Source organism: Pseudomonas sp. UTLPPB19802, assembly GCF_059730225.1.
Genome location: NZ_AP048545.1, coordinates 45,535 through 67,984, shown reverse-complemented (window position 1 = coordinate 67,984; position 22,450 = coordinate 45,535). Strand labels below are relative to the sequence as shown.

20 protein-coding genes are annotated in these 22,450 nt (G+C 52.3%); 15 read left to right on the top strand and 5 right to left on the bottom strand.

What is annotated here, in order from left to right:
- Positions 1 to 2: 2 nt before the first annotated feature.
- From AC6I6U_RS00315 to AC6I6U_RS00305, 3 genes are read left to right on the top strand one after another with little or no spacing between them, the layout of a single operon-like run.
- Positions 3 to 302 carry a hypothetical protein gene (locus AC6I6U_RS00315; protein WP_497880115.1) on the top strand — a complete coding sequence of 100 codons (300 nt, stop codon included), beginning with the start codon at positions 3 to 5 and terminating at the stop codon, positions 300 to 302.
- Complete coding sequence (locus AC6I6U_RS00310) at positions 299 to 1,288, top strand: CobW family GTP-binding protein (RefSeq protein WP_497880114.1); 990 nt, start codon at positions 299 to 301, stop codon at positions 1,286 to 1,288. The genes AC6I6U_RS00315 and AC6I6U_RS00310 overlap by 4 nt, the downstream gene beginning before the upstream one ends.
- On the top strand, positions 1,285 to 2,466 hold the full coding sequence (locus AC6I6U_RS00305; RefSeq protein WP_497880113.1) for an ABC transporter substrate-binding protein: 1,182 nt from the start codon (positions 1,285 to 1,287) through the stop codon (positions 2,464 to 2,466). The genes AC6I6U_RS00310 and AC6I6U_RS00305 overlap by 4 nt, the downstream gene beginning before the upstream one ends.
- A 25-nt stretch (positions 2,467 to 2,491) precedes the next feature.
- Here AC6I6U_RS00305 and AC6I6U_RS00300 read toward each other — a convergent pair whose 3' ends face one another.
- Positions 2,492 to 3,373: a LysR family transcriptional regulator gene (locus AC6I6U_RS00300; RefSeq protein ID WP_497880112.1), complete on the bottom strand. Its 882-nt coding sequence runs from the start codon at positions 3,371 to 3,373 to the stop codon at positions 2,492 to 2,494.
- A 116-nt stretch (positions 3,374 to 3,489) separates the two neighbouring features.
- Here AC6I6U_RS00300 and AC6I6U_RS00295 point away from each other — a divergent pair, with 116 nt between their 5' ends.
- The 6 genes from AC6I6U_RS00295 to AC6I6U_RS00270 all read left to right on the top strand — a co-directional run bounded on the left by AC6I6U_RS00295 (position 3,490) and on the right by AC6I6U_RS00270 (position 10,543).
- Positions 3,490 to 4,587: an NADH:flavin oxidoreductase gene (locus tag AC6I6U_RS00295; RefSeq protein ID WP_497880111.1), complete on the top strand. Its 1,098-nt coding sequence runs from the start codon at positions 3,490 to 3,492 to the stop codon at positions 4,585 to 4,587.
- A 126-nt stretch (positions 4,588 to 4,713) separates the two neighbouring features.
- On the top strand, positions 4,714 to 5,337 hold the full coding sequence (locus AC6I6U_RS00290) for a DsbA family oxidoreductase (RefSeq protein ID WP_497880110.1): 624 nt from the start codon (positions 4,714 to 4,716) through the stop codon (positions 5,335 to 5,337).
- A 150-nt stretch (positions 5,338 to 5,487) separates the two neighbouring features.
- Positions 5,488 to 6,393 carry an MFS transporter gene (locus AC6I6U_RS00285; RefSeq protein ID WP_497880109.1) on the top strand — a complete coding sequence of 302 codons (906 nt, stop codon included), beginning with the start codon at positions 5,488 to 5,490 and terminating at the stop codon, positions 6,391 to 6,393.
- A gap of 439 nt (positions 6,394 to 6,832) precedes the next feature.
- A complete protein-coding gene (locus tag AC6I6U_RS00280) occupies positions 6,833 to 7,207 on the top strand; it encodes a RidA family protein (RefSeq protein WP_497880108.1) in 375 nt (124 codons plus the stop codon).
- Positions 7,208 to 7,264: 57 nt separating this feature from the next.
- Positions 7,265 to 8,695: a Na+/H+ antiporter NhaC gene (gene nhaC / locus AC6I6U_RS00275; protein WP_497880107.1), complete on the top strand. Its 1,431-nt coding sequence runs from the start codon at positions 7,265 to 7,267 to the stop codon at positions 8,693 to 8,695.
- A gap of 882 nt (positions 8,696 to 9,577) precedes the next feature.
- Positions 9,578 to 10,543: an SLAC1 family transporter gene (locus AC6I6U_RS00270; protein ID WP_497880106.1), complete on the top strand. Its 966-nt coding sequence runs from the start codon at positions 9,578 to 9,580 to the stop codon at positions 10,541 to 10,543.
- An 85-nt stretch (positions 10,544 to 10,628) separates the two neighbouring features.
- Here AC6I6U_RS00270 and AC6I6U_RS00265 read toward each other — a convergent pair whose 3' ends face one another.
- Both AC6I6U_RS00265 and AC6I6U_RS00260 read right to left on the bottom strand, forming a co-directional pair.
- The gene (locus AC6I6U_RS00265; RefSeq protein WP_497880105.1) at positions 10,629 to 11,801 is read right to left on the bottom strand and encodes a MalY/PatB family protein; all 1,173 of its coding nucleotides are present in this window, start codon (positions 11,799 to 11,801) and stop codon (positions 10,629 to 10,631) included.
- A 343-nt stretch (positions 11,802 to 12,144) separates the two neighbouring features.
- The gene (locus AC6I6U_RS00260) at positions 12,145 to 12,810 is read right to left on the bottom strand and encodes a helix-turn-helix transcriptional regulator (protein ID WP_497880104.1); all 666 of its coding nucleotides are present in this window, start codon (positions 12,808 to 12,810) and stop codon (positions 12,145 to 12,147) included.
- Between the two features lie 414 nt (positions 12,811 to 13,224).
- Here AC6I6U_RS00260 and AC6I6U_RS00255 point away from each other — a divergent pair, with 414 nt between their 5' ends.
- Both AC6I6U_RS00255 and AC6I6U_RS00250 read left to right on the top strand, forming a co-directional pair.
- The gene (locus AC6I6U_RS00255) at positions 13,225 to 14,151 is read left to right on the top strand and encodes an RES family NAD+ phosphorylase (RefSeq protein WP_497880103.1); all 927 of its coding nucleotides are present in this window, start codon (positions 13,225 to 13,227) and stop codon (positions 14,149 to 14,151) included.
- Positions 14,152 to 14,622: 471 nt separating this feature from the next.
- Complete coding sequence (locus AC6I6U_RS00250; protein WP_497880102.1) at positions 14,623 to 15,321, top strand: RES family NAD+ phosphorylase; 699 nt, start codon at positions 14,623 to 14,625, stop codon at positions 15,319 to 15,321.
- 47 nt (positions 15,322 to 15,368) lie between these two features.
- Here the strand turns inward: AC6I6U_RS00250 and AC6I6U_RS00245 are convergent, their stop codons facing one another.
- On the bottom strand, positions 15,369 to 16,013 hold the full coding sequence (locus tag AC6I6U_RS00245; protein ID WP_497880101.1) for a hypothetical protein: 645 nt from the start codon (positions 16,011 to 16,013) through the stop codon (positions 15,369 to 15,371).
- A gap of 215 nt (positions 16,014 to 16,228) precedes the next feature.
- On the bottom strand, positions 16,229 to 17,368 hold the full coding sequence (locus tag AC6I6U_RS00240; RefSeq protein WP_497880100.1) for a ParA family protein: 1,140 nt from the start codon (positions 17,366 to 17,368) through the stop codon (positions 16,229 to 16,231).
- 264 nt (positions 17,369 to 17,632) lie between these two features.
- On the opposite strand from AC6I6U_RS00240, the gene AC6I6U_RS00235 reads away from it, so the two are divergent.
- The 4 genes from AC6I6U_RS00235 (at position 17,633) to AC6I6U_RS00220 (ending at position 22,296) form a co-directional block, all read left to right on the top strand.
- A complete protein-coding gene (locus AC6I6U_RS00235) occupies positions 17,633 to 18,994 on the top strand; it encodes an AlbA family DNA-binding domain-containing protein (RefSeq protein WP_497880099.1) in 1,362 nt (453 codons plus the stop codon).
- A 529-nt stretch (positions 18,995 to 19,523) separates the two neighbouring features.
- Positions 19,524 to 20,021, top strand: a complete 498-nt coding sequence (locus AC6I6U_RS00230) for a hypothetical protein (RefSeq protein WP_497880098.1) — start codon at positions 19,524 to 19,526, stop codon at positions 20,019 to 20,021.
- Positions 20,022 to 20,809: 788 nt separating this feature from the next.
- Positions 20,810 to 21,268, top strand: a complete 459-nt coding sequence (locus AC6I6U_RS00225) for a hypothetical protein (protein ID WP_497880097.1) — start codon at positions 20,810 to 20,812, stop codon at positions 21,266 to 21,268.
- Positions 21,265 to 22,296, top strand: coding sequence for a serine/threonine-protein kinase (locus AC6I6U_RS00220; protein WP_497880096.1), 1,032 nt, complete (start codon positions 21,265 to 21,267; stop codon positions 22,294 to 22,296). The genes AC6I6U_RS00225 and AC6I6U_RS00220 overlap by 4 nt, the downstream gene beginning before the upstream one ends.
- The last annotated feature ends 154 nt before the right edge of the window (positions 22,297 to 22,450 follow it).

Below are 22,450 nucleotides of genomic sequence, written 5' to 3'. Positions count from 1 at the left end.
CTATGTGTGGACTTTGTGGCCTGATCGGTGAGGACGTTCACTGGAGCGATCCTATAGACATAAGCCTTCCCGCTCGCCGCGAGCGCTTGCGTCGAATCGCCTCGATTAATCAGGTGGTAGCACCCTTCAGGCTCAAAGTCAGTGACGTCCAGGGCGCTTCTTATCTGGTTCAGGGCCCTACGGGGAAACAGGGTGTTGCCTCAGGTTTGGAACAGCTTTGGCAGACAGCCGAGGAGATTCTAGGGCGCAAGCTTGATCCCCTTGATCCGAGAATTCTCGATCACTTGGAGACGCCGGCATGAGCCTTCAGATCAATGTCCTGACCGGTTTTCTAGGAAGCGGTAAAACCACTTTGTTGCAGCGAGTTCTTGCCAACGAAGACATGGGCGAGACGGCTCTGCTCATCAATGAATTTGGCGAGGTTGGGATCGACAATTTACTTGTGCAGGAAATCGCTCCCAACACGGTTCTGCTGCCAAGTGGGTGCGTCTGCTGTTCCGTGCGTGGGGATCTCAAGCAAGCGCTCATCGATCTGCATGACAAGCGAAGTCGCGGGGAGATCCCTGCTTTCCGTCGAGTGCTTTTAGAAACGACTGGCCTTGCCGATCCTGCACCGATTCTTGCAACTTTGCAGCGGGATCCCCAACTGCGAGGTCGGTATCACGTAGGTCTGATGGTGACTGTTGTCGACGCGCTGCATGCCTCTCTTCAGGAGCGGATTCATCCCGAGTGGTTGGGCCAGGTGACAGCTGCTGATCGGCTTCTAGTGAGTAAGGCGGATCTGGTCAGCGCAGCAATGCTTGATCAGTTATTGGAACACCTGCAGACCCTCAACCCATCTGCTTCGATAGAGTTGGCAAGTACAGTGGTGGAAGGTGATGAGCAGCTTCTGGGCGAGGGGCTCAAAAGCCTGGAGCCCGACGAGGAGGTCGCGAAGTGGCAACTTTTTGCACCCGCCAAGCAACCTCAGCACGGCGGCGCACAAGTCTGTGCACTTGAGTACGATGCGCCTCTGGATTGGCTTGCCTTCGGGGTCTGGCTTTCGATGCTGTTAAGATGCCACGGAGAACGAATTCTTCGGGTCAAGGGGATCTTGAACGTGATCGACTCTGAGCAACCTATCGTGATTCACGGTGTGCAGCACTGCCTTCATTCGCCAGTTCACCTCAGCAGCTGGCCTGATGGACTGCGTCGATCCCGTTTGGTAATCATCGTGCGTGATCTGGACACCAAGCTTCTGCGTAGATCGTTTCAAGCCTTCTTGAATCGGCTTGGGCGTGCTGCATGAGCGCCCATGTCACGTTGAGAGTACTGGGTACCTCTGTCACCTTGCTGGAATCCATTCGCTTACGAGCGGAGCAAGAGCTGGGCATCCGGGTTGAATACCAAATCCACGACGTGCAAACGGTTCAGCGCATTGCGTTGATGCATCCCGAAAGCTACGACCTTTACGATCAGTGGTTCCATAGCATGGATTTTGTCTGGCCTGCCGGCGCTATCCAACCCATCGATATCAGGCGAGTCGCGTTGTGGGATGAGATCAATGATCTGGCCAAGCGGGGCAGACTTCACGCTGACGATGAGCTGGCGGGCGGTAGTCTGCCTTGCGACCGTTTGTATGTTCAGCATGATCGTAGCTTGGCCAATCGCCCAACCGACTCCATCAGCATGCTACCGCTCACGCACAACGCGGACAGCTTTGCCTATAGACCAGATCTTCTTCCTCCAGGGTTTGCCATCGAGAACGAAAGTTGGTCGTGGCTTGTTGATCCCAGCTGGTGCGGCCATGTGGCTTTGCAGAGTGATGCCGCTATCGGGGCATTGGACGCTGCGTTGGCAGTCCAGGCGAAGGGCCTGGCCAAGTTCGACTGCATTGCCAACCTCCGGCTGGATGAGATCGACCAGCTTGCTGATGTGCTCATCAAGCTTCAGCGCCAAGGCCATTTTGCCGCCTTTTGGTCTGATGATCGTGATGCGGGAAAGCTCATGCTGGGCCCTAGCGTTCACATTGAGAGTGTTTGGTCTCCAGCGTTGATGCAACTGCATCGCGAAGGGATTCAGTATCGCCAAGCAGTCCCTAAAGAAGGCTACCGGGGCTGGTTCGGCGGCTTGTCGTTGTCTCGCGCTGTTGATGGGGCAGTGAAAGATGCGGCATACGCCTATCTGAACTGGTGGCTGGCAGGTTGGCCAGGCGCGATGATGGCTCGACAAGGCTTCTACATTTCCAATCCATTGCGAGCTCGCGATCACCTGTCGGTTGCGGAGTGGGATTACTGGTATGAAGGCAAGCCTGCCCGCGAACAATTGCTTGGGAGTGATGGTGAACCCCTCATCGAGCTTGGAGAAACCCGAGAGGGTGGCTCTTATGCCGAGCGCGTGAGCCGTATCAGTGTCTGGAACTCAGTGATGGATGAACATAACTACCTAGTTCGCAAATGGGCCGATTTTCTTAGGGCGGGCAAATGATTGAGCCTACAGGGTCTTCCCACCATCACTCAGGGGTGGCAAGTACTAGGCTAAGTTTATCGAGGAAGGCTTTGACCCGGTAAGGTACCTGCTGCCGTGTGGGCAGGAGGGCTGTAATGGACAAATTTTCCGGGACAGCGTCCGTCAACTTAATCTCCTGCAGGCTCCCGTCCGCCAAGTCGGTGCGGACATCCCAGTAGGAGAGCATCACAATCCCGAGTCCGACTTTCCCAGCTCTTCTCACAGCTTCCACGCTGTTGGCGCTGAACGCAGCATCGGCCTTGACCGAGCACCCTTCTCCATCTTTCATGAGTGGCCAATATGGCATTGAGTGCAGGCCTATGCAGTCGTGCGCCCTCAACTCCTCCAGTGTGCCGGGAATGCCCTTACGCTGTAGGTAGGATGGGCTTGCGCAGATCACGCGAGGGTTTGGCGCCAGATGACGAGCGACCAGGGCTGAGTCGCGGAGTGTGGCGATCCGGATGGCTACGTCGATACCCAGGCCAACGATATCGACAATGCTGTCTGATAGTGTCAGGTCTATCCGTAATGCAGGGTTCTCCTCAAGGAGTTCCGGAATCATTGGAAGGATGACAGCCTGCCCAAACACCGTGGGGGCGGTTACCTTTAGAAGCCCACTGGCGGCCCCAGGACAGGTAAGGATAGCTGCCCTCGCTGCTTCGTTGGCGTCAAGCATTGCTTGGGCATAAGGAAGGTAGAGTTCGCCTTCAGGTGTCAGCGACACAGACCGGGTGGTTCTATGCACTAGTCTCACCCCCAGTTCTTCTTCCAGAGAGGCTAGCCTCCTGGAGATGGTCATTGGCAAAACGCCTAGTCTTCTGGCGGCGCCTGACAAGCTGTTACTGGCCGCGATCGCAACAAAGGCTTCAACTTCAGCGACTTGCATCTTAATATCCTATTTCGTTATGCCGCCTTATCGCTTAGCGCGGCTTTCACTAGTCCCGCAATGGCGATACCTTCGTCAGCAACCCAGCTTTCCATCCTAACTGGCGAGGTTTTGAGATGACTACCAACACGCAACAGATTCTAACTCCTTTCGATATTGGTCAGGTAAATCTGAAGAATAAATTCGCAGTGGCGCCGATGACCCGCATCAGTGCAAGCGAAGAAGGTCTCGCCTCCCAGCGTCAGGTTGAGTACTACGAGCGTTTTGCGAAGGGCGGCTTCGGGCTGACGATCACCGAAGGCATTTATACCGATCAGAAGTTCGCCCAAGGCTACCAGTTCCAGCCTGGTATCACTGATATTGAGCAAGCTCAGGCTTGGCGTGCAGTGACCAGCGCGGTTCATAAACATGATGGCAAAATCTTCGCCCAGTTGATGCATGCCGGTGCGCTCAGTCAAGGCAACCGCTTTTCGCAAATCACCGCTGGCCCATCGGCTGTCACCCCCAAGGGTGAGCAAATGGGCTTCTATTACGGGAGCGGTCAGTATCCAACTCCTAAGGCTATGACCGACGAAGATATCGCTGACGCTATCGATGGCTTCGCGAAATCAGCTCTGCGCGCTCTGGAGATTTCAGGCTTTGACGGCGTTGAGATTCACGGTGCAAACGGCTACCTGCTTGACCAGTTCTTGACTGACTTCTCCAATCAGCGAACTGACAAATGGGGTGGCGACGTTCCGAATCGTGTTCGCCTGATTCTGGAGGTCTACAAGGCCGTACGCCAAGCTGTTGGCAGCGCGGCTGTGGGCGTTCGTATCTCCCAAGGCAAAGTTAACGACTTCTTCCATAAGTGGGCTGAAGGTGAGGCTGGTGCGGAAGTGGTGTTTGGCTCTCTGGCAGATGCCGGCGTCGACTTCATTCACGTTACTGAATTCGAGGCTTGGCAACCTGCGTTTGCGACGGGGGGCGACAGCTTCGTCAAGCTCGCACGCCGCTATGCTCCTAACCAGGTCATCATCACCAACGGTAGCCTGCACCGAGTGGATCACATCGAGGACGTCATCAAAGATGGCGCAGATATCATCGCGCTGGGTAAAGGCGCGTTGGCGAACCCGGACTTCCCTAACCGTTTCGCCCGTGGTGATTCGCTGGTTGATTTCGATCCCTCTATCCTCGGCCCGGTCGCTAACATCAAGGACAGTGAGCTCGCTTAACATTTCTATCGGCTAACTAGCCGAGCGGCACTACTCACCATGGGTGCCGTTTTTTCCACTGAAATCAGAACTTGTCAGCGTCTTTTCATATTGCTACCGCAAGGTGCGTGATTACAGAGGTGTTTAATGACTATGGTTGAAGGTTCTCAGCCCCAGAGCTCCAAACTCAAAATACAGGTATGGATCGACTTCGTGTGTCCTTACTGCCTGCTAGGCAAAAAAAGCTTGGAGACCGCAGTTGAGGGGCTTGATGTTGATATTGAAATGATGCCTTTCGAACTCCGCGAATACCCCACGCCAACCCTCCGTCCTGAGGACGAGTATCTCCCCTCTGCTTGGAAATATGGCGTGTATCCGGCAGCGGAAAAAATGGGCATCTCCATTAAGCTACCCAGCGTTTCACCGCAACCCTACACCCGTGATCCTTTGTTAGTACTGCAGTATGCCAAAGAGCACGGTCTAGGAAACGAATACGCTGAAGCTATGCTCAAAGCTTTCTTCCAGGAGAATCTCGACATCGGGGAATTCACTGTTATCCGAGATGTGGCCGCGTCTGTAGGGTTGCCCACAGAATCGCTGCAGGAGATCCTAGAGTCCGCAGCTCGTGGCCAGCGGCACGACAAAGAACTCGAATACGCTCAGCAGATTGGTATCCGTGCAGTGCCTAGTATGGCGATTGGCCAAAAAGTTTACTCTGGTATGCTTGATGCTCAGAAGCTCAGGGAAGTAATTATTTCGAGTATTTCGTGAGCGACTCTGAACGGGCTAGCTGATAGGACTTGAAGGCCTTTGTCATTACCCATAATTTAAATTATGGGTGTGCTGCTAAATGTTGATTTTTAATCTGTTTATTTATAACTCAAGCTCCGGGCCTTCGCGCTAACTTTCCGGAGTTTTACAATGCCTTTCGTGATTTACATATTTGCAATAAGCGCTTTTGCGCTTGGGCTTGCAGAGTTTGTGCCCATTGGCTTGACTAGCATTATGGCTGATGAATTAGGCGTCGGGGTTGAAACCGCAGGCGCTACAGTGACGGCTTATGCGCTAGGTGCAGTTTTCGCAGCACCAGTCCTGACTGCGCTAACTGCCAACTGGCCGAGAAAGAAGGTCATGCTTATCGCAGCTTTCGTATTTACTGTGGGCGCACTGGTGGCTCCTGTAACCGCAAACATAGGCGTCATCCTTCTGGCGCGTTTTGCAGCGGGTATGGGACATGGCTTGTTCATGGCCGCAGCGTCAAGTACTGCAGCGCGACTGGCAGGGCCGCACCGGGCTGGTAGCGCTGTTGCAGTGGTTTTTGGTGGTTTTACGCTCGCACTCGCGGTAGGTGTGCCAACCAGCATTTACCTCAGTGAAACCGTCTCCTGGCGTTTGATCTTGGGAGCGATCGGCATTTTTGGGGCTATTGGCTTCATTGGTCTGCTCTTTGGGATACGCGATCCGCTCCCGACTTCGTCTGCCGGAAAGAACTCCCCGTGGGTGAACTTGGGTACTCTCTTGCACGGGAAGCTGCTTCTCGGAGCTCTGGTTACGGTTTTCGCGTATGCTGGCTCGTTCGCCGCCTACACCTACATTACCCCTCTTTTGAATCAGGTCACGGGCGTTGAAAAGACCTCAATTAGCGCATTTATCCTGTTGTACGGGGTCACAACAGCTGTGGGAACGTCTTGGGCGGCAAAGTCACGGACAGACTGGCCATCCCCGCGCCCGCAGAACGAAGGGGTGTCGCTGCTCGCGAGCGTGTTGAAAGAGCTGCCACTCGGTGACGCCCGCTATCTAGATCGAGGCGCATTCACACCGCCGTGACTGGGAGGAGTGGATCTTCGAGCTCCTGCAGTGTTGGTGCGCTGCTCACCTGACCGAAATTTGAGGGCTACGCTCTGGCGCCCTTGAGGAACGAGGAGTCTGGCCTGTATCAGCTGCTGCTTACCCTGGCATCACAAGCAGCTTCGAAGAAAAATTTCATGAAGGCTTCAAGTCATTTTCTCACCGAGCCTTCTCTTATAGAAGGCTTCTAAAAGCTCTGCAGTGTTCTAGGGATGTGTGGTGTCGATCACCGCCTCATGGTGCGGCTCAGACCTGATGGGTGGGTCAACTGATCTGGACGATGACCAGGGATTTCCCGAGCTAGTCCAGCCAAAAAGGGCTGTGCAGAATGAACAAAAGTATTGTCAATGAATAAAAATTCAGTCAAGATGCAACGGCTGGCTGACCCAGTCCGCATTTCTCACTGATGGAGCTTTTCATGAAGACAATAGAAACGCCCTTGGCGCCCGCTGCTATCGGCCCGTATTCGCAAGCCAAAGCCCATGGAGACCTGCTGTTCATCTCTGGGCAAATTCCACTAAACCCCACTTCTGGTCAGGTTGTTGAGGGCGGCATCCATGAGCAAACGCTTCAGGTGATCAAAAACCTGTCGGCTATTCTCGAAGCTGGTGGAGCTGGCTTTCAAAATGTCATCAAGACATCCTGCTTCTTGAGCGACATGGCGCATTTTGCTGAGTTCAATGCCTTGTATGAGCAGCATTTCATTTCTAAGCCTGCTCGCAGCTGTTTGGCGGCCCGCGAATTGCCTAAGGGCGTATTGGTAGAAATTGAAGCTATCGCCGTCCTTGACTAATCATTGCTATTAACTCCCACGCCCTGAAATTATAAAGATAAAATATTCGGTGATGTTATGCATGCTCCCTCATCTGATGTTGGCGGTATATCTGCTGTCACGTTAAGTAAGGCCTTGATCGGATTTTGCTTGCCGTTGTCCTGTGTCATTCTCTTGGTGCTAAGTGATGTGCCGATAGTGATTGCTTTGCTAGGTGCAATATGCGTAAGTAGTCTCTTTAGTATGTATCTTGGTTTGAAATGGGATGATATTCAGGCGTCAGCAATGAAAGGTGTGGCGCGGGTGTTTCCAGCAACCTTCATGATGATTCTTGTCGGCGTCATGATTGCGGTTTGGATTGAGTCAGGGAGTGTGCCGACACTGCTCTATTATGGGATTAAAATGATTAATCCTACTTTCTTTCTTCCACTAACTTTTATCGTGTGCGTCCTGACATGCCTTACCACCGGCACATCGTGGGGTACTGCGGGTACTGTCGGTTTGGCATTAATGGGTGTATCTGAGGGCTTGGGCATACCACTGCCAATCACCGCTGGAGCAGTGATATCAGGTGCGTTGGTGGGAGAAAAGATGTCGCCTATATCTTCGACGACAATACTCACTGCTGCAAGCACCGGCACCAACCTCATTGATCATATCCTGTCAATGATGAATACGACTTTACCTGCTACGGTGGTGAGCTTAGTTTTATTCTCGTATCTTGGGTATATCCATTCGGCGACTTCAGCAGATATCCATACGATCGTTGCGCTGACTGACGGGCTGAAAAGTAATATCGTAATCAGTCCAGTGCTGCTAGCCCCGCCTCTGTTTGTCTTGATATTTAGTGCACTTCGAAAGCCTGCAATACCAGTCTTTGTAGGCGGTATAGTATTGGGCGTGGTCTGTGCGATTCTCGTTCAGAAATCCTCACTCACTCATGTGTTATCCAGTGGGATGAATGGTTATGTCAGTAAAACAGGGCTTGAATCCATTGATAAACTTTTGAGTCGAGGCGGGGCACTCAGTATGTCGATGACTGTTTACCTGTGCTTGTGCGCGGGTATTATTAGCGGAATACTCGATCGTCAAGGCATTCTGTCAGTGCTTATGAATGGGATCCTGCGTTATGCGACTAGCATCGGTGGTCTAGTGCTTTCCACAACGGCGGCCTGCCTGGCTTTGATGCTGGGGGGGGCCGGTCAGTACTGTACCTTGACACTTCCAGGGGTTGCTTTCCGCCAAGCATTTGAGGATCGTGATGTCCATTCGAGTGTTCTGTCACGCACAATGGAGGACAGCGGGACTATGGTCGGGGCCGTAATCCCATGGGATGTGGCATCCCTTTTCTACGCTTCAGTACTAGGGGTTAGTATGTTTGAGTATGGCCCCTACGCTTTCATCGCCTGGATGAGTCCAATTGTCTCTATAGTTTGTGGCTACCTTGGAATTGGAGTCTTCCGCCGTACTCAAAAGATAAGGCCATTGACGCGACGAGCAGCAGCATAAGGAGTGATTGCTAGGCCAACCTAAATCTCTCATGCCAATCGATAGCTGCCAAGCGTCAACCCGAGTTGTTCCTGGCTAGTCCGAGTTCCACGCAAGACCCGGACTAGCCGTTTTTTTAAATCGGGTAAATTGCTTTTGGGATTTATTTTTTGTACCGAACTGCGTTGTCGTGTTCTCCGAAGGGCCCAGTTAGGAGCAAATCTACAGAGGTTTTGCTAGACTCCCCAAGTCCCAGTAGTTACTGACGTCGCTTGATGGATATGTCTACTCATTGTTGTAGTGCTAAACGAGCATTATATAAAAACGTTATCTCCCTAAGCTTGAGTTGGGTGGTCTGACATTCTTGCAGCATCGATCGGATGCGCATGGCTGGCGCCTGGAGGGCACCACGCTATTGGCGATATCGATATGGTCGCAAGGGCTAAAGGGTGCTTGAATATGAATGACTAGGAACTCATTTGCTAAATCGCCAATTACAATGTCTTCACTGCGGGGGACGTGTATGAGAAAGGCGTTGCTGTTAGCGGGTAACATTCAATGCCTGGTCGTATTGCTGTGGGGTGCCAAGTGATCTTGATTGGAAATAGGTGCTTGAGAGCTATGTATAGGGTGTATGAGTTTGGTAATAAAATTTGGGCATCATATTCTTGTCGTGCCTGAATGATGGTAAATGATTTGCCCGTTGATCCGCAGATGAATGAGCGGGGCGATAATTCCCATGCCTACAGGACATGAATAACTTGCTGTTGGTCTAGGTAATTCTAAGGGCGAATTTGCTGCATATTTCAAATTGATATTGCAAGTAATGAGCGTGCTAGTATTGAAAAATTGAGAAATACATAGCTGCTTGGGAGGTTTAAACTTAACTAGGAGGCTAGGAATTTGTTTTTTTTTAAAGTGCGGGATATCGGATTTGACTACTTTTCCTCTGTGATGGGGTTGGCAGGCCTCGGTTTGGCCTGGCGCTCGGCTGCACAGGGGTTTGGCGTGGTAGAACTGGTGGGGGAAGGAGTTCTCGCTTTGGCGGGTTGCGTATTTATAGCCTTGATCCTGATTCAGTTCTACCGGGCAATCCATACGCCTGGCGAGTTAATAGTGGAATGGAGAAGTCTGGCGAGGCGAAACTTTTTTTGTGCAGCTACTATTTCCAGTGCGCTGCTCGCATTAGGTTTGATTCCTTACAGTCGATATGCAGCGCAAGTATTGTGGGTGGTGGGGGTTTCAGCTCAACTGCTTTTTTTGATATTAATGATGCGGCACTGGCTTGTAGACAAAGTTGATCCTGTCGAGTTGAGTCCAGCTTGGTTGATTCCAATGGTGGGAAATGCGTCACCTAGTTTTGCAGGGGTTACTCTAGGATATGGCCCGGTGTGTGAGATTTTGCTGATCTCGTCGCTTTTCTGTTGGGCTGTATTCATGCCATTGATTTTGTATCGCCTTATATTTGTCCCTCCGAAGACTCCGGAGCATGCGATGCCAGGATTAGCAATCTTAGTCTCTGCTCCTGCTGTACTAGGCCTATCAATACATTCTTTCACGCAAACCGCTAACCAGGCGGTTCTATTCTTGACCTGGACATCACTCTTCTTCGCGATTGTCATTCTGAGCTTGGGTAAGCGGCTTGTTGCTACCCCGTTCTCGCGAAGCTGGTGGGCATTCACATTCCCAAGCACTGCCCTGGCTTCGTCCTTGATACGGGTATATCAGACGGTGCCGAACGAACTGAATCAATGGCTTGCCATAATTGCTTTGGCGGGCTGCTCGCTCGTTGTCGTCATTGTTTCCACAGCTGCAGTACTGAAAGGTTGGAACTCAATCCGAATTCGGGCGCGGTTGGCTGAGGGATAGGTCTGATCGTTGTCTGGCCGGTGCAGGCTATTGCAAGAAGGAGACCACCCCCCGCAGATCAACACTGGGGGGGCTGTCTGATTCTTTAGGACGAGCGAGTTTCAGCTAGAGCCACAGCCATACGATTTAGAACTTCACTCAATACGGAGCGGGCGCATGCCGGGTTGAGCCTGATAAAGTGGCGACCTTCCTCCCCGTATTCGATGCCAGGGAAAATCAGTACGTTAGCTTTGGTCAAAAAGAACTCCCGCAGCTCTCGACCGTTGATCTGCATTGCGGAGCAGTCAATCCATACAAGGTAGGTACCTTCTGCGCTGACGATTCTGAACTCCGGGATATGTTGTTCAGCGTAGGCGACTATGTAGTCAGTATTTGCTTTGATGTAAGCAGTAACGTCATCCAGCCATGCCTCACCTTTTTCATATGCGGCTTTGAAGCCGGCATGAGCAAAGATATTTGGCCGCTTGCTGTCTCGGGAGATCAGATCTTTTTCAAATCGAGCGCGCAACTCAGGGTTGGAGATCACGTTTACCGATGTCTGCAGGCCCGCCATATTGAAAGTTTTGGTAGGTGAGAGGCAGCTAATGGTGATGTCAGCAATCTCTTTGCCCAGTGAGGCGATGGGGATGTGTTTGTGCGGTGCGAAGACCATATCGCAATGGACTTCGTCAGAGACGATGAGGACGTGATGCCGTAGGCAGATGTCAGCAATCCTCTCAAGCTCGTCACGCGTGTAGACACGGCCTGTGGGGTTCTGCGGGTTGCAGAGTAAGAGCATTTTGGCTTTGGGATGGCTGACTTTGGCTTCTAGATCCTGAAAGTCGATGTTGTAACGTCCGTCTGCGTAGATCAATGGGTTCTGGATCGAAACTCGGTCATTTGTGCGTGTCAGTTCGTCGAGCAGATAGAATCCTGGCGTCTGATAGATGACGTGGTCGCCGGGCTGCGTAAGCGCCCGCACAGCGCTGCCCATGCCAGCAATGATCCCTGGCGAATAGAGAAGCCACTCCTCCTTAACATCCCAGTTGTAACGGCGATCGCACCACTGGATGAAGGAATGGTAATAGCCTGGAGTGATTGTCGCGTACCCGTGAACCCCAAACTTAGCCAACGCCATGACCTCGTCGACTACAGCATCCGCTGTGGGGAAGTCCATGTCGGCTAAGCCAACCGCGATGGTTTTTTCATTGTCCAACGAGGCCCACTTCATCGAGGAAGTGCCCCGACGATCAATTGCGATATCGAATTTATTGACCATTGGCGCTCCGTTTTGTTGTTCGTATCAAAGACGATTAGCGTTAGCTTCGCGATCAGAAATGCAAAGGTGAGCCGACGCTTAAGTTAAATTTTGGTGTGAGCAGCCGCAGCTAGGTTGGTAACGCGACTCGGCATGCTGGGGCGATCGCTCTTTCAAGTCTGGTGTCCGAGAGAGGGGCGTGGCTGGCCCGCCCTAGACAGCAAGCTACCGCATTACAAAAATTCAGTCAATGAAATTATGTATCGTCAAGCGCGAATGAACGTTCCTTGCTGGAGATGGTACCGTGAGAGGGGGCGGGTGATTGCCCCCTGCTAGCGTCTTTTTCTGAGACCTCAGAGTAGTGCTATTTTCCAGAATTTCGTATGTGTAAATATACTGTGTTCTTCGAGATTTTCAGCTCATTCGCGACAATAAGCACTGCCTCTTTGAGCTCAAAAATACCTTTGTCGTACAGCGATGTGATGATTGCCTTGTTATGATTTAGAGCTGTTATTCCTGGATTGCTGATGACTTCAGCGCGAGCATTTTGCAAAGCGGATGTGATCAGGTATTCCGAATTGGTAGCGTAATTTTCTGTAGCAGGAGGGAGGGCTTCGCCGCCAAAACCGCCAAAAAAACCTTCAATGAAGGTTCCTAAGGGAAGGCTCATATGGAAGTTGATGCAAATTAGCCCAATGATGCGGCTGTTATGACCAACGATCGGAAGAGTTGCTGATTTGATTGGTGACTTTCCAGGGTTACGGTTTACATACACCATATTTTTTCGTATATCACCATCCTGCTTGATTTTTTGTAGCATCTGCATGGCGAGATCAGTAATAGGCGCGCCTTCTGATCGTTTCGAATAATGCCCGTTTACGACTTTTATAGCAGAGGCGTCCAAATCTTCTAAACTGTGGAGTACGAACTCAAAACCATCGCCCAGGAAAAGAGAAAGCCCATCCAGAACTGATTTGTAAGATTCAAGAATAGAATGGTCTGTAGCAGATAATTTTAGATGACGTGCCATTCGATACTGTCCTTAGGCCTGGTTCGCCTACGTCTTTGACTCAAAGCCTCCATGCTACACGATGGCGGTAGTAGGGAAATACCCTTGAGGCTGCACTCAAGCTACCCCAATCGAGGCTGGATTAGCATGAATTTCTGTCTTCACGGGGAGATTCGGCAGCTTGAGGAAGCAGGTACTGCCGGAGGAGAGCTCGGACAGCAGTTGTCTGCTAGCAAAGCTGATGAGCGTCACGCAAGCGCTACGCCTAGGGAGTATTAACCGAATGGTAGGAAGCTTCCTTGGGCATAGGCTTCGCTACCTGTCGCGTCTGCAACAGCCTGCAGTCTGTAGAGTGGTGTTCGGATCTGCAAGTGGCAACGCGCTCAAAGAGGCGACCCAAGCCACATTTTCCGGATCACCGCAGAGGCGCCCATAGTGGCAGCGGTGTGCGCTAACCTACAGGCCTTCAGCAATGATAATGGTTACTTTAGAAAGGAGTTCCCACGCCATCACCTCGGGCAAATATGGGGAGAGTTTCAGGAGGGGATTCGTCACAAAAGCCGCTTCTTCAACGAGGACGCGAAACAGTTTTTGGACTGGCTTTTCGAAGGCGTACACGGCTATTCGGTGGGATCTGATGAGCGTGCTGTGGTACGGGTTTTCACACCAGACAACTCGCCTGCAATTTTTCGCGCGCGCTCCTGTATGACGTTCGAAAGCCAAGAGGAAATTACGCGTAATCCATCGCGCAATCTAGCCGCTCCACCAAAGCAGAAAGCGAGCGGGGGCAGAATGAACGCGGCCGGGGTGCCCGTGTTTTATGGGGCTTTGGATCGTGATACCTGTATATCTGAGCTGCGTCCACCGGTGGGATGCACTGTTGTCAGCGGCGAGTTCCGGTTGAATGATGAGATCAGGGTGCTGGATTTCAAACGTATTGAAAAAGCTGACTTAGGGCCTGAGCCCAGCTTCTTCGACCAGGGGTACTACGTCAAATCGGGACGTAGGGAGCTTCTGAGATATCTCCATAATGAGATTACGATCCCTGTGCTCCCGGGAGCGGAGGCAGAATATCTGACCTCTCAAATCATTGCTGAATACCTGGCAACCTGCTGCAAACCACGCATCGACGGTGTCATTTTCAAATCCGTTCAGAATCCTCCTGGTAGCAACATCGTGCTCTTTTCTCATGTGGCCTGTGCCGAGACAACATTGCTTTGGAAGCTCAACGGGGCTCAAGGAATTAGCGGAGGGAAGGCGTCCGATAAGCCCCGCATCGATTATGTGGCCGATAGCTTGGTGGAGCACCCGATTCGAAGAGTGAAGTACCTGGATAACGAGCCAGATCAGGATGAAGGGTGAAGCACCATCGTTTTTATTGGGGGAGTACGTCGATTCGCTCCTTTCTAGTCGCCCGCGAGCCTATTCAGAAGCTGGGTAACCCTGCGAAAAATCCTAGGCTGAGAAATTTCTAGTCTGACAAGGATAGGCAGGTGTTGTGAACTTCATACAACCCTGCCTGGCAGCTGGCTATAACTCTCGACAAGTATGAAGTGAGCGTTCGCTCATATGGACGAAGTCAAATCCCGGTCGGATTATTCCCAAATGGATATCACTCTATCCAAATGAGTGACTATCTTGCCCTACGATCTATTCGCCGGGCTCGGCTCGCGGGAGTGCGAGCGTAAGTAGCACCGTTTGCAGCCACTTTTACTCTGATATAATCCCCGAGCGCTCGGCATGTGTCGGCGCCGCTGGAATTCCAGCGTCCTTTTCGTAAGCAACCTTTAAATGGTGATCTTATGACGGTACTTTTCAATAACGAGGTGATTAATGGTTACAGGCGACGACGATACTAAAAAAATCCAGCAACTGGTTCAAAAGCTGTACTCTGAGGGTAAGCTGAACGTCAAACTGCTTCCGAGCGGTTCGATTTCCTACAGAGTTCAGGGCTCCGGGCATAAGAATGCCGAGTACTACGGATGCCCTAAAAAGCCTGAAGAACTGGGTAGGTTTAACGATCTCATGGAAGAAATCGGGATCTGGTATGGGGCTGAACACCCCTGCGGGGCGCTGGCCGAGACGTTTGGAAGGCTTCGGGCTAAACAAGGGAAAGGACTGGGATTCTTTTTCAATACCACAGATCTTGAAAAAAGAGATATGTGTGTGGTTGAGACGACCAGAGATCTAAAGCTGCTGAATCTGAAGCTTTGTCTGTCCAAGTTGAACCGGACGGTGGACGAAGTGACGGGCCCTGACTATGAGCTTACGCAAGCAATTGCCGCAGCGGTGGCCAGGTTGCCAGGCAGTCCTTTCGATGGGATCGCTTACGAGTCACGGCATCACCCGGACGGCCGCAGCTGCTATGCACTGTGGACGGCTCCAGGTGAGGCCACAACGGTAAACACCGTTGAGATGACGAAGCTTTCGGAGTTCGAGTACCAAGGAGAACTTCCGGAAGGCTTTGAAGATGACTGCATTGACGCTGAGGAGATCATGACGGAAATCCTCGGTTACCAGGTGCGCTCTTAAGCTCCGCTACCATTTACGCAGCGCCCCACCTTTGGGTGCGCTGTTTTTTAAGCCGGTGTTGAGCTCATGAACAGGGCTGCTTCACGCCTGATAGCCTTCAACTGTTCCTCATTAGCTCCATCTCTCAGTACCACATATGGTAATTCTATCTGTCCCTTGCTGAAGGCAATCGGGTTCAGAAAAAATGTGCATTGAGCTTCTGCGCTGACATCTTTCATGAGGCCTAAAATTTCTTCTAGGTGTGGAAGCTTCTCGTCCCCAACAAACTGGAATGCGGGATAGAGGTAATCGTTTCCTTCCTGAATCGCTATCAGCGTGCCTTTCTTCACGTGGTTGTTGATAGTTTGTCTTGTTGTTCCCAAAGCACTGGCTACTGCCTGACTTTTCAGCACTCCACCGAAATCCTTGAGTCGATCAAAAAACTCGATCTTTGCAGCTACGCGCCTAGCTTGTTTCCGGGTTTCCCTAGTGCTCAAAGCCCCGGCTACAGATCCGCTGGCCGCAAGCTTTTGCAGAAGCTCGGCATCAGTCAAGGATCCAAGGTTTTCCTTGGTTTTTTCCTCAGACCACTGCTGGAACACATTCGTTAGAAGCTTCAGCACGCGCACCGATCCACCCGCTACATCTGGAACCTTTTCTAGCGTGGCGGCCAGGGTATCGACTAATGCGTGGATTGATCTTTGCGAGTCCATAAAGCACCTCTGTGTTTCTGATTGACGATTTACGTTAACAATAATGACAGTGAATCGTCAAACGTATTTTGCTTTTTGGGCGACGAACGGAGGCAGTGAGGGTAGCAAGCAGACCACCTCTGAACCGACGGAATCAGCAGTCGTATTGAGCTCATCCAGGGTGAGGGGCTCTCAACCACGTTGCACATAATGGGGGCGCGCTTTGATTGCCTATGTCACTTCCAGTTGTTGCGGAGTCGCCAATGGATGAGCTCATCAGCCAGCCGGCGCATCTCCCTAGCGGCATGCGAGCGCGGAGCGAAATCCACGAATGCGCTGAAATATCCATACTCGTGTCCCCTAGGCACAGCATCTTCCAGCATCTCGATTGCGATTCGGTAAGCTCCGGTCAGTTCAGTACTCAGAGGAGGAAACGCTAGTGAATCGACCATCTCAAGCACGCGTTCTCGGCGCTGAAGGGTTGAGTATTTTGACTCAAGGATCTCGTCGTACTGCTCGTCACTTAGCTTTATGAAATCGCCGACAAACTCTTCAAGCTCTGTGCTGACGCCACCCACATCACAGTTCGTGAGCAAGCCAAAATAGCTCGGCGTTGTTTCCCGACATTTGATGTTCTGCAGTGCTGTGACGAATTTTCCGGCACTGTGTACAGCCATGGAACAGTTGGTGTCCACGACCACGGCGACAAGATCTGCGAACCGACGTATGAGCTCGAGTTCAGCATTCACGTCAAACAACACGTAATCGTGCCGCGCGATCAGGTCTCTCAGTTTTTCGGTCGATCGATGTTTCCGATCCAAAGCCTCAAGCTCGTCAGCGTGAAACATCTGGTATCGCGCTTGTTCATCCGGGGGCAAGGCTGCCAAATGATCGCGAATGCGCTTACGCCGCTGTCTGACTGCCGATGGAAAGGTGATGAGGTCGCGCTCATCATAGAACCCGACCCGGCTAACCCAGCTGTCTGCAGCCGGCTCCTCGCCGTCGTCACAGGCATAACGATGATTAAAGTCATTCGTCACGACCGCTACCCGGAAACCTAGCTCAGCTATGGCTGCTGCCAGATTCACGGTGATGGATGATTTGCCAACGCCACCCTTATAGCAGGCGACAGCGAGTGCGAGTTCGCGTGGTTTTGCATCTATCGCTAGGCCCAATTTCCGTATGTTGATTCCCGATCGAGCTAGGAAGCTCCACAGGGCAGCGGGTGAGGGTAGGCGTGAGGTGACTCTGCCGCTATCGGTTTCCCACGATCTCCAGGTTCTCTCGGCAACGTTGGCCCACATCGCGGCCAGATTGACGCTGACATCGGCAGCTTCGCGGAGCTCTTTCGCGTGCTTACGTAGTTGGTTGTCCATGATTGCCCACCAAATTTGTCGGTGCCTGAAGACTAACCAAATCCGCGTTGGCGAAAAATTATGAGCAATGTGCCGGGCTTTTTCGTTAAGGGCATTGAGTTGGGATAACCTAGGCATGACGGCGGTTTAGGCCGAAATCCAAGCGCCGCCGATAGCTCCACTAGTCCCGTACGGTCTTTCAGTACCGGGCAAATCTTGTGTCTGCTTAGATCGTGCAAGGTGTTATCGCTGCTCGCTGAAGGGCTTTCATTTTAAGGGGGGAAAATGGACATTTCTGAGGCTCGACTCGACAGTTTGGTGAGCCGCCTTTCCGAAGGGTTGAGCGTTGAGATCAAAACGTGGATCGATCCGAAGGCTGCTGAAGGCATCGCCAAGATCACCAAAGCCGTCATAGCCTTGTACAACCGTGATGGTGGCTATCTGATAATAGGTTTCAACAACGATACCCTGCAGCCAGATCGGGAAGATGCCCCGGATGACGTGAAAGCAGCTTTTCACGTTGATGTAATTCAGGGCATCGTTTCAAGGTATTCATCAATCTCAATCGAAATCCAGGTAGCGTTCGTTGAGCGTGAGGGATTGCTACACCCAGTGATAGCTGTACCTCAAGGAGTGACGGTACCTGCAGCGGCAAAAAGAGATCTAAATGACAACGGTCGAATGTTAATACGCGAGGATACTGTCTATTTTCGCACCCTCGGTTCGAATGGCACACCCAGTACGTCCGCAATCAAGGCATCTGACTGGCCAGACCTTCTTAAGATCTGCTTCGATAATCGGGAGGCCGATATCGGGCGCTTCCTGCGACGACAGCTGGGTGTCGAGGGGGCGAATCTCTTCACTTCGGCGCTTAAAAGCCCAACGCTTGAGGAACGCACGCGCTCGATCCTCCAGCAGGGCGCAGATGCTCGCCAAATGGAGATTGAGGTACGCAAGCTGAGTCCTTCGGCTCAAATGCTTTTGCAAAAAGGGAGCTGGGAGGTCGCTTTGGTTTTCGATCCGCCCAAGGATGTTGAGGACTCTAGCAATGACTTCCTGGCAAAGGTCGACTCTTCTAATCCTGAATACACTGGATGGCCTGCTTGGCTGGTTTCAACAAATTTCCACAACACCGCTGATCGTCCCTATAAGCGGGAGACGGCATGGGAGTCCTTGATCCTAGGTTCAGTCTCCGAGTCTCTTGATTTCTATCGTATGCATGCGCGTGGGGAGTTTTATCAATCACGGCTACTGCGTGACGACATGACTGACAGGGTAGAACCAGGTACAGCCCTAGACCCGCGCTTAGCAGCGTACTTTGTCGCCGAAGTCATCGCGGTGGGCCTTCGTTTCGTGAGCGCATTGAGTTTCGACGTCGATGCCAAGCTTGGTTTCATGTTTCGCTGGAATAGGTTACGCGGACGTCATATTGATCATTGGCTTGATCAGGGTTCGTTTTCCCGCAACAAGGTTACCCGGGAAGATTCCATCGAAAGCTATGTCGAGGTGCCGGCTGATACTCCAGCCAGTAGTATTGCCCCTTACGTTCAGCGTGCTACCTCAAAGCTGTTCGGAAGCTTTGCTGGTTATGAGTTGAAACCCGATGCGATCGAGACCGAGGTTAACCGAGTGCTGAAACGTAGTTGAGCAGAGATCAGGGGCTGCGTTCAGGCTGAGTGCGGAGCAGTAAGATGGCAGCATTTGCAGGGCGCATCAAGGGAAAGTCAGTGGGAATGCGCGCTTAGGTGCAAGATCTCGAGGATGCGCCCTACAAGGCTCTGCGAATGACGCCGTTATTTGCAGTGTCCCTCCGAGAGACCCAGCCATGCTGGGTTTCGCCCAAAGCATCTGCAGGAACGCGCATCTAAGCTTCCCCATCCGTCTTTAAAGCGCTATCTCGTTCGTATTGAATAGCCGCTCAGAAAAAGCGATACGAGAATCGCTACAGGAGGCCGGGCTCTGCCCGGCCTCCTGTAGCGGGGGAATTAGGCCTTGTCCCAGCCTCTTTAATAGTTGGCCATCTGTCAATGAAAAAGTCAACTAAGGGATAAGGATCAACTGCGTGAGCACTGTTTTAGTCTGAGCGGTGGCGACACGGTGCAGTCAGAAACTGCATTAAAAACTATGGCAAAATGGCTCAATACCCGCATGGGACTTGCCATAGGATGAAGAACATTTGACTGCATTGATGCCCCTTGCGCAGTTGTTTGATTATGCGACAGAGGATAAAGAGGTCTGCGTGCCGCACCCAGTCACCGGCTTGCTCACCTATGGCTACATCGAACCCTACGCGAGCCGTAACCTTACAGTGCCTGGTGGTGAGATCTACCTGCGGGTAGGCAAGCACCATGGCTTCAGTAAGGGCTTTGGTGTTCGCCATATTTGGGAGGGGCATGGCCACGAGCTGGCAAAGGTTGGCTGCTCTGCGATCGAGGATGTTCCAACCTTTGTGGCCGGTATCTTGTCGCAAGGCGCGCAGATTCTGTGTGAGGGATACCAGACCCGTGATGGCTACCGTTTGACGATCGTCAGGGGCGCGAAGGGAGTGGTTATCCTGTCACCGCAGCTGGATGCAGCTGGCGAGAATTTCTACTCTGTGGTGACGGCGTACAAAGTCTTGAAGAAGCAGAGTGCGATGAAAGTCGGCACCCTGAAAGCAAAAAAGACGCCATAGGCGCCTTCTTAGAAAAGTCATTGAGGGCTGGTAGTCGCAGCGCTTGCTTAGCACGTCCAGGCAAAGCTGCCTGAAAGGGGTCGGAAGCTAACCATTGTTGCCGGTTACCGCTACCGCACAGGTGGCGACCTGCGCAATCCACACTGATCTGCCAATATCGCCATGAACCAGATCAGCCCTGCTCTTATTGAGCCCTCGTTGATCATTTTTGAGCAACGGGACTTACTATGTCAACCACTTAAAGTGGAAAAGCCTCGCTTGGTGCCGGCGCTTTGGCCCTGTTTTTGTCTCGTCAAGCGGCTTGACATTACCCTCCCTGCAGGACACGGAGTCCATGGTGGAGGTGGCGAAATATAAGGCCTGGAGCACTCTCGAAGGGCTGAACCAGACATGGTCTTAGCCACGATTAGACCCTGTGTGAGTTCTCCACATATCGTGGAGTCCAGCATCTCAATTGGCCATCATGCGCAGGCTGCTCAGGCCAGGCTGATGGAAGCACCGCTTGCGTAGCCGAAGCGTTTCGAAACGGCTGACATTAGCCTTGGTATCTCGCAGTACGAATCGAGCCGATCACCACGTACCTGACGACGCTTCCAAGGTCATCGGTCGGTTGATTGATGGCGTGCGAGATGCTCGGTGCTGCAGACGATGCGATGCCTAAGTCGCTACTACGGACACGAAGTAGCCGCCTACCTGCCTAAACGGGCATGCCAAGGGCGTATGGTCGATGCTAGCGATCTGATGCTAGGGTTCGCATTCCACCGAATCCACAGTACGCAGGGAACGCTATGCGATCACTCGGAATCCGCGCAGAGCCAAAAAAGGCGACCTTCGTCATCTACGACGATGAAGCGAAGCAAATCTTGAACGTCGAATCCTTGGTCATCCCGCAAATCCTGAATAAGCCAGAGCAGCTCAAATTTGCTCGTCACAGCATCCTCGACATCCTTCGGGAGTACCAGGTCGACGTAGCCGGCATCCGAGTCGCAGAGGGCAACTCCCAGAACCAGGATGCTGACCGGCTGTACCTTGAGGCCGTTTTCATGGAGTCGTTCGCGAGCAGCAGCATTAAAGGCTACTTCGTGGGGCGCAAAACCAGCATTGGGGCCCGGCTGGGTATCACCGCGACAGAATTTGCCTCGATCGTAAAATGTGAGTCCGAGCTGGAGGGCATTGAGGGCTGGCCCTCTGGTAAGGCTGCCGCAGTTCGTGAGGCTATCCTCGTAGCCGTAGGAGCGACCCGATGATTCCGTACCAAGCGGCCCAGGTGTCGTTCAGGAAGCAGCAGCGTATCGGCGAAAACGGCGAGAATTCTGAGGTCTATGTCGTCCATGACGAACACTTGGATGCCGAACTCGTGATCAAGCAGGTGAAGACCGATGGCTTCAACGAAGAGCGTTTCTTGCTCGAGGCTCAGCTGCTTTATAAGAGTGTCCACCCCTACGTTGTGCAGGTGCTTTATGCCTGTAAGGACGACCAGCACATCTACATTGCCATGCCGTATTACAGCAGAGGATCGCTGCACCAGGTTGCTGAGGAGGAGGGTCTGACCTGTAGGCAGCTCATACGTTACGCCATCCAGTTCCTGAGCGGCCTCAACAACATCCACTCCAAGGGGCTGCTCCATTTCGACATCAAGCCAGACAACATCCTGATCTCCGACACCGACGAAGCACTGCTGTCAGATTTTGGATTTGCCAAGAACATGGACATTGATGGATATGCCACACCTGAAGCTACCTATCGCTTCCATCTACCGCCTGAAAGCGCGGTGACCCGTGACTTCAACAACAGCGCAGACATCTACCAGGTGGGCTTGACCTTGTACCGTTTGCTGGTGGGGCTGGACTCCCTGCATCAGCAACTGGGGGCCTACGCGAATGGTGCTGAATTAGCGCGTGCTCAGCGTTCGGAAACCTATCCGGATCTGGCGCAGATTCCGCGTCATGTGCCGAAAAAACTCAAGAACATCATCAAGAAGTGCTTGAGGTACGACCCTGACTCGCGCTATCAATCAGTAATGGATCTACTGAATGATCTGTCTTCCATCGACGATGTGGGCTTGGATTGGCGCTTCTCCACCGACGGGAGCGTTCGGCGTTGGGAAAGCATTTCGTCGGATGGCACAAGTCTTTTGGTAGAGGTGGCCGATAATGGCCGTTGTACGTCTCAGAAAAAGACGGCTTCCGGCGCGTACCGCAGGAAACCCGGTCTTTGCGGAAACAACGTAACCTCGGAGCGTATTCATGAAATCCTCATGTCATCAGAGTGGTAAGCCGGCAGGCAGGAAGGATGGGGACGGTTACCTGACCAGATCCCAGATCTCCACGGGGCGTAGCCAGACTAGCTCTGGTCGCGTTCGCTCGTCCGTGCCTCTGGTGAAGATCGAAGACCTGATCGGCGATTCGAAGATCATCTATCACAGCCGA

Coding starts and splice junctions, on each gene's coding strand:
- AC6I6U_RS00315 (WP_497880115.1), top strand. CDS start 3: ATGTGTGGACTTTGTGGCCTGATCGGTGAGGACGTTCACTGGAGCGAT.
- AC6I6U_RS00310 (WP_497880114.1), top strand. CDS start 299: ATGAGCCTTCAGATCAATGTCCTGACCGGTTTTCTAGGAAGCGGTAAA.
- AC6I6U_RS00305 (WP_497880113.1), top strand. CDS start 1,285: ATGAGCGCCCATGTCACGTTGAGAGTACTGGGTACCTCTGTCACCTTG.
- AC6I6U_RS00300 (WP_497880112.1), bottom strand. CDS start 3,373: ATGCAAGTCGCTGAAGTTGAAGCCTTTGTTGCGATCGCGGCCAGTAAC.
- AC6I6U_RS00295 (WP_497880111.1), top strand. CDS start 3,490: ATGACTACCAACACGCAACAGATTCTAACTCCTTTCGATATTGGTCAG.
- AC6I6U_RS00290 (WP_497880110.1), top strand. CDS start 4,714: ATGACTATGGTTGAAGGTTCTCAGCCCCAGAGCTCCAAACTCAAAATA.
- AC6I6U_RS00285 (WP_497880109.1), top strand. CDS start 5,488: ATGCCTTTCGTGATTTACATATTTGCAATAAGCGCTTTTGCGCTTGGG.
- AC6I6U_RS00280 (WP_497880108.1), top strand. CDS start 6,833: ATGAAGACAATAGAAACGCCCTTGGCGCCCGCTGCTATCGGCCCGTAT.
- nhaC (WP_497880107.1), top strand. CDS start 7,265: ATGCATGCTCCCTCATCTGATGTTGGCGGTATATCTGCTGTCACGTTA.
- AC6I6U_RS00265 (WP_497880105.1), bottom strand. CDS start 11,801: ATGGTCAATAAATTCGATATCGCAATTGATCGTCGGGGCACTTCCTCG.
- AC6I6U_RS00260 (WP_497880104.1), bottom strand. CDS start 12,810: ATGGCACGTCATCTAAAATTATCTGCTACAGACCATTCTATTCTTGAA.
- AC6I6U_RS00250 (WP_497880102.1), top strand. CDS start 14,623: ATGGTTACAGGCGACGACGATACTAAAAAAATCCAGCAACTGGTTCAA.
- AC6I6U_RS00245 (WP_497880101.1), bottom strand. CDS start 16,013: ATGGACTCGCAAAGATCAATCCACGCATTAGTCGATACCCTGGCCGCC.
- AC6I6U_RS00240 (WP_497880100.1), bottom strand. CDS start 17,368: ATGGACAACCAACTACGTAAGCACGCGAAAGAGCTCCGCGAAGCTGCC.
- AC6I6U_RS00235 (WP_497880099.1), top strand. CDS start 17,633: ATGGACATTTCTGAGGCTCGACTCGACAGTTTGGTGAGCCGCCTTTCC.
- AC6I6U_RS00225 (WP_497880097.1), top strand. CDS start 20,810: ATGCGATCACTCGGAATCCGCGCAGAGCCAAAAAAGGCGACCTTCGTC.
- AC6I6U_RS00220 (WP_497880096.1), top strand. CDS start 21,265: ATGATTCCGTACCAAGCGGCCCAGGTGTCGTTCAGGAAGCAGCAGCGT.